The organism is Fusibacter sp. (assembly GCF_057447755.1).
On sequence record NZ_JBVBZF010000311.1, the window covers coordinates 1 to 4,105 of the forward strand.

General features: G+C 37.3%; 5 protein-coding genes. All 5 read left to right on the top strand.

Annotated features, from left to right (window positions below):
- Window positions 1-108: 108 nt before the first annotated feature.
- A complete protein-coding gene (gene asrA, locus AC220I_RS19155) occupies window positions 109-1,128 on the top strand; it encodes an anaerobic sulfite reductase subunit AsrA (RefSeq protein WP_486725468.1) in 1,020 nt (339 codons plus the stop codon).
- The gene (gene asrB / locus AC220I_RS19160) at window positions 1,121-1,912 is read left to right on the top strand and encodes an anaerobic sulfite reductase subunit AsrB (RefSeq protein WP_486725469.1); all 792 of its coding nucleotides are present in this window, start codon (window positions 1,121-1,123) and stop codon (window positions 1,910-1,912) included. Before asrA ends, asrB begins: the two co-directional genes overlap by 8 nt.
- Window positions 1,913-1,921: 9 nt before the next feature.
- Window positions 1,922-2,899 (top strand): sulfite reductase subunit C, encoded by a 978-nt coding sequence (asrC, locus tag AC220I_RS19165; RefSeq protein WP_486725470.1) that lies wholly within the window; start codon window positions 1,922-1,924, stop codon window positions 2,897-2,899.
- Window positions 2,900-2,908: 9 nt separating this feature from the next.
- Entirely contained in the window at window positions 2,909-3,388 is a 480-nt protein-coding gene (locus AC220I_RS19170; RefSeq protein WP_486725471.1) for a hypothetical protein, read from the top strand.
- A gap of 218 nt (window positions 3,389-3,606) precedes the next feature.
- A partial coding sequence (locus AC220I_RS19175) for a hypothetical protein (RefSeq protein ID WP_486725472.1) occupies window positions 3,607-4,105 on the top strand: 499 nt, incomplete at its 3' end.

Below are 4,105 nucleotides of genomic sequence, written 5' to 3' on the forward strand. Positions count from 1 at the left end.
GCTGAAATAGAGGTAATTACTTCATCGAATGGTCTTTTGAGTGATGGAGAGATTAGACAGTTATTTATTCGTAAAATAGAGAAATGCATTTTATCGGAGGTATTTTAAATGAGTTATCAATTGAGCCATGAGGCTTTCAATCAATATCTTAGAGATTTAAATATAACATATGATCTTTATGCCCCAAAGCTTCAGAAGGGCAAGGGGAAATTTTCTGACACAGACGTGGTAGGCTATGGAAAAATAGAATCCCTTGAAGAGATGGTTATTGATCAAAAATCCTATTTTTCACCTAAGGAGATTTTTTATCCCATCAGGGAGACCCTCTTTTATTTTCACAAGGATGAAATCATTGAGCCAAAGCTTGATATTAAACCAATGCTGATTTTTTTAAGACCTTGTGATATTAATGGCATAAAAAGACTTGATACCATCTTCCTAAAAAATGGTGATGCTGTTGACTATTATTATTTGAGAAGAAGAAATCTTGTTAAGTTCATTATGATCGAATGTTTGGATGGTTTTGACACTTGCTATTGTGTATCCATGAATGCCAATAAGAGTGAGGACTATGAAGCTGCAATTCGATTTGGAGATGTAATAAAAATAGATATTAAAGATGATGCTCTAGAAACTGATGTTATTAAGAACAATGATAAGATTGACTTTAAACCGGATTATATTAAAGAAAACAAAGTGAAAGTCACCGTGCCACCAGTAGATCTTATTACCAAGGAAATGTTTGAACATGAAATTTGGACAGAGTACACATCGAGATGTGTCGCTTGTGGTAGATGTAATACTTCTTGTATCACTTGTTCATGCTATTCGATGCAAGATTCAAAATTGAGTGATGATACTAAAGTGGGTGAAAGAAGACGCGTTTGGGCTGGCTGTCATGTGGACGGATTTAGTAATATGGCTGGCGGTCATGCTTTTAGAGTGAAAAATGGCGATAGAATGCGTTTTAAAACCATGCATAAAATCAATGATTTTCACAAGCGTTTTGGTTTTCATATGTGCGTGGGCTGTGGAAGATGTGATGATGTTTGCCCTGAATATATCTCATTTTCAAAATGCATTCAAAAGATCAATCAGATTGTAGAGGAGGGGCAAAAGAATGAATAATCCCTATTTACCAAAACCCTATAAAATTTTAAGCATCAATAAAGAAACCGAAATTGACTGGACTTTTGAAATTGCATTTGAAGGAAATTTAGTCGGTGGACAGTTTATGGAAATCTCGCTACCAGGTGTTGGCGAAGCACCCATATCCATTAGTGACTTTAATGAAACTTCACTTTTTATGACCATCAGAAAAGTAGGAAAGCTCACAGATGAGCTCTTTGACGCAAAACCAGGAGATTCACTTTTTATGAGAGGTCCTTATGGAAACGGCTTTGATATCGATTTGTTCAAGAAAAAGGATTTGGCAGTTATAGCCGGAGGTACAGGTCTTGCACCAGTTAAGAAGACGATTGATTACTTTATGAACCATTTGGATGAGGTGCAAAGGCTAGAGGTCATCATGGGTTTTAAATCACCTAAGGATGTGCTCTTCAAGGATACCATTAGGGCTTGGTCAGAAAAAGCACATGTGATTGCATCTGTGGATGCACCGCACGAAGACTGGCAAGGCGCAACCGGACTTGTGACGACACACATCAAGCAGCTGGATTTGACAAATGCTGAGGATAAAGTCGTCATCGTAGTTGGACCACCGATTATGATGAAATTTACAACACTTGAGCTCATAAAAAATGGTATTAAAGAAGAAAATATCTGGGTTTCATTTGAACGCAAAATGTCCTGTGGCATCGGCAAGTGCGGTCACTGCAAGATCGATGAAACCTATGTGTGTTTAGAAGGTCCGGTCTTCAATTATATTAAAGCAAAGCAATTATTAGATTAGGAGGAAGTCATGAGTGTCAATCGTAAAAAAGTAACCAAAAATGCTTATAGAATCACGAAAACAAGAAACAAAACGGCATTGCGTATTAGAGTACCAGGTGGTCATCTCGATGCACAATTTCTTCCCCTGATCAACAACATCGCAGAAAAGTATGGTAATGGAACTGTTCATTTGACCACGAGACAAGGGTTTGAAGTGCCTAATATCGACTTTGATAAAATGGCAGAAATCAATGCTTTGATTAAGCCCCTTGTGGAGAGTCTTGGACTTGACGTAGATGCCACTACTGATGGCTATCCTGCTGCAGGAACTCGAAATATTTCTGCATGTGTGGGCAACAGAGTGTGTCCGTTTGCAAATGACGATACGACTCGAATTGCAAAGAACATAGAAAAAAGTGTTTATCCACACGACTTTCATTTCAAAATTGCTGTAACAGGGTGCCCAAATGATTGTATCAAAGCCCACATGCAGGATTTCGGGATTATATGCATCACAGAACCACAATATGAGGTTTCAAGATGCATTAGCTGTGAAGCCTGTGTTAAAAACTGCAAGAAAAAAATCACAGGAGCGCTGTCAATGGATGGTTTCAATGTGGTGAGAGATACTGAAAAATGCATTGGGTGTGGGGAGTGTATCATCAAATGTCCGACAGGCGCGTGGACAAGAAGTGAGAAAAAGTATTATAGAATGGTGATTATGGGAAGAACGGGGAAGAAAAATCCTAGACTCGCTATGCCCTTCATCAAATGGTGTACTGAAGAAGTATTCACACAAATTATCGTAAACACCTATGCTTTTGTAGACCGCTATATTGATCGTAGTTTGCCAAAGGAGCATATCGGTTACATCGTCGATAGAGTAGGCTATCATACCTTTAAGCGTGAAGTGTTGGAAGGTGTTCAGCTTAATGATGAAGCAAAAATCGCAGAACATATTCAGTGGAGCGGCTACTGGTATAAACAAGAATCACAGTTTGTTTAGGGGGACAATATGCAAGAGACTTTTAGACTTGAAGATTTGTTAAATGTATTGATAGAGCTTGAAATTGTAGGTGGGGCTCATTATAAAAGACTTAATCTCTTATCAAAAGATTTAAAAAGTAAAGTGCTCTTCGAGCAACTTTCAAATGAAGAACTCAAGCATGAAATCTACTACAAGTCTTTAAAACAAAGACTTCTTAGATTTGAATCAGAAAATCTAAGTGACGAATATAAAAGCTATGTAAAATCACTTTTGATGAGTACAATGACTTTCTTAAAAGGCATCAATAATTGGTTGGATGGTCCTGAAGAAGTTGTTGAGTTCGATAGGGGCATTGAGAATGCACTTAGACTCGAAAAAGACACGATTTTACTCTTATTAGAAATGAAGCAAATTTTGGAAGCCTCAACACATACAGAAATCGACACCATAATAGGGCAGGAGCAAACACATGTGAAACGCATTTTAGAACTGGGCAAGTCTTTATAATAAGCTGCCAGTCCATGATGATCCTTTCACATAATAAAAATATTAAACACGTAGATGGAACAGGTCTTATACCAGTTCATTTCCTACGTGTTTTTTAGTTAATCCATTTTAATAAACAGTTAATACTCACTTTAATGGCATTTAAAACCTTTCGTTTATACTGAGTTTATGATCAAGGACTTGAAATTCATAAACTAATTAAATTTGGAGGTAAGAAAATGAATAAAGTAACTGCAATATATGAACTTTTTAAAAATGTAAAGGAAATGGATTGTACCAGTGGCAATATGGACAGTATTTTGAAATTGGGTGACGCATCCATTATGCAAGGCCATGCGGAAACATCAAATCAAGAAGGCAAGCATACAAAAAAGGTGGCAATTAATTTTGGAGAAGAATCCATAAAATTTGAAAGAACAGGCAACATGGGTGGCTGCTGTGGTGGTTTTGGTCATGGACATATGAGAGGTATGCATCACATGAAGGGTATGCATAAACATGGCATGCATAGAGGCATGCATGCTGGTATGAATAGAGGCCATATGCATGGCTATGGTGGTCAAGAGAATTGCTGTGCGGATGACACACAAGAAATTTCTATGGATATGCATTCAAAATGTCATTCAGACATGAGATTTCGCAAAATCGATAAAGCCTTATTGCTTCTAAAGTTATTGGATAAAACCGTATATGATGAAGCCTCAAAGCAAATGATCC

Excerpts from the sequence above, each read along its gene's own strand:
- asrA (WP_486725468.1), top strand. The coding sequence starts at position 109 with ATGAGTTATCAATTGAGCCATGAGGCTTTCAATCAATATCTTAGAGAT.
- AC220I_RS19170 (WP_486725471.1), top strand. The coding sequence starts at position 2,909 with ATGCAAGAGACTTTTAGACTTGAAGATTTGTTAAATGTATTGATAGAG.
- asrC (WP_486725470.1), top strand. The coding sequence starts at position 1,922 with ATGAGTGTCAATCGTAAAAAAGTAACCAAAAATGCTTATAGAATCACG.
- asrB (WP_486725469.1), top strand. The coding sequence starts at position 1,121 with ATGAATAATCCCTATTTACCAAAACCCTATAAAATTTTAAGCATCAAT.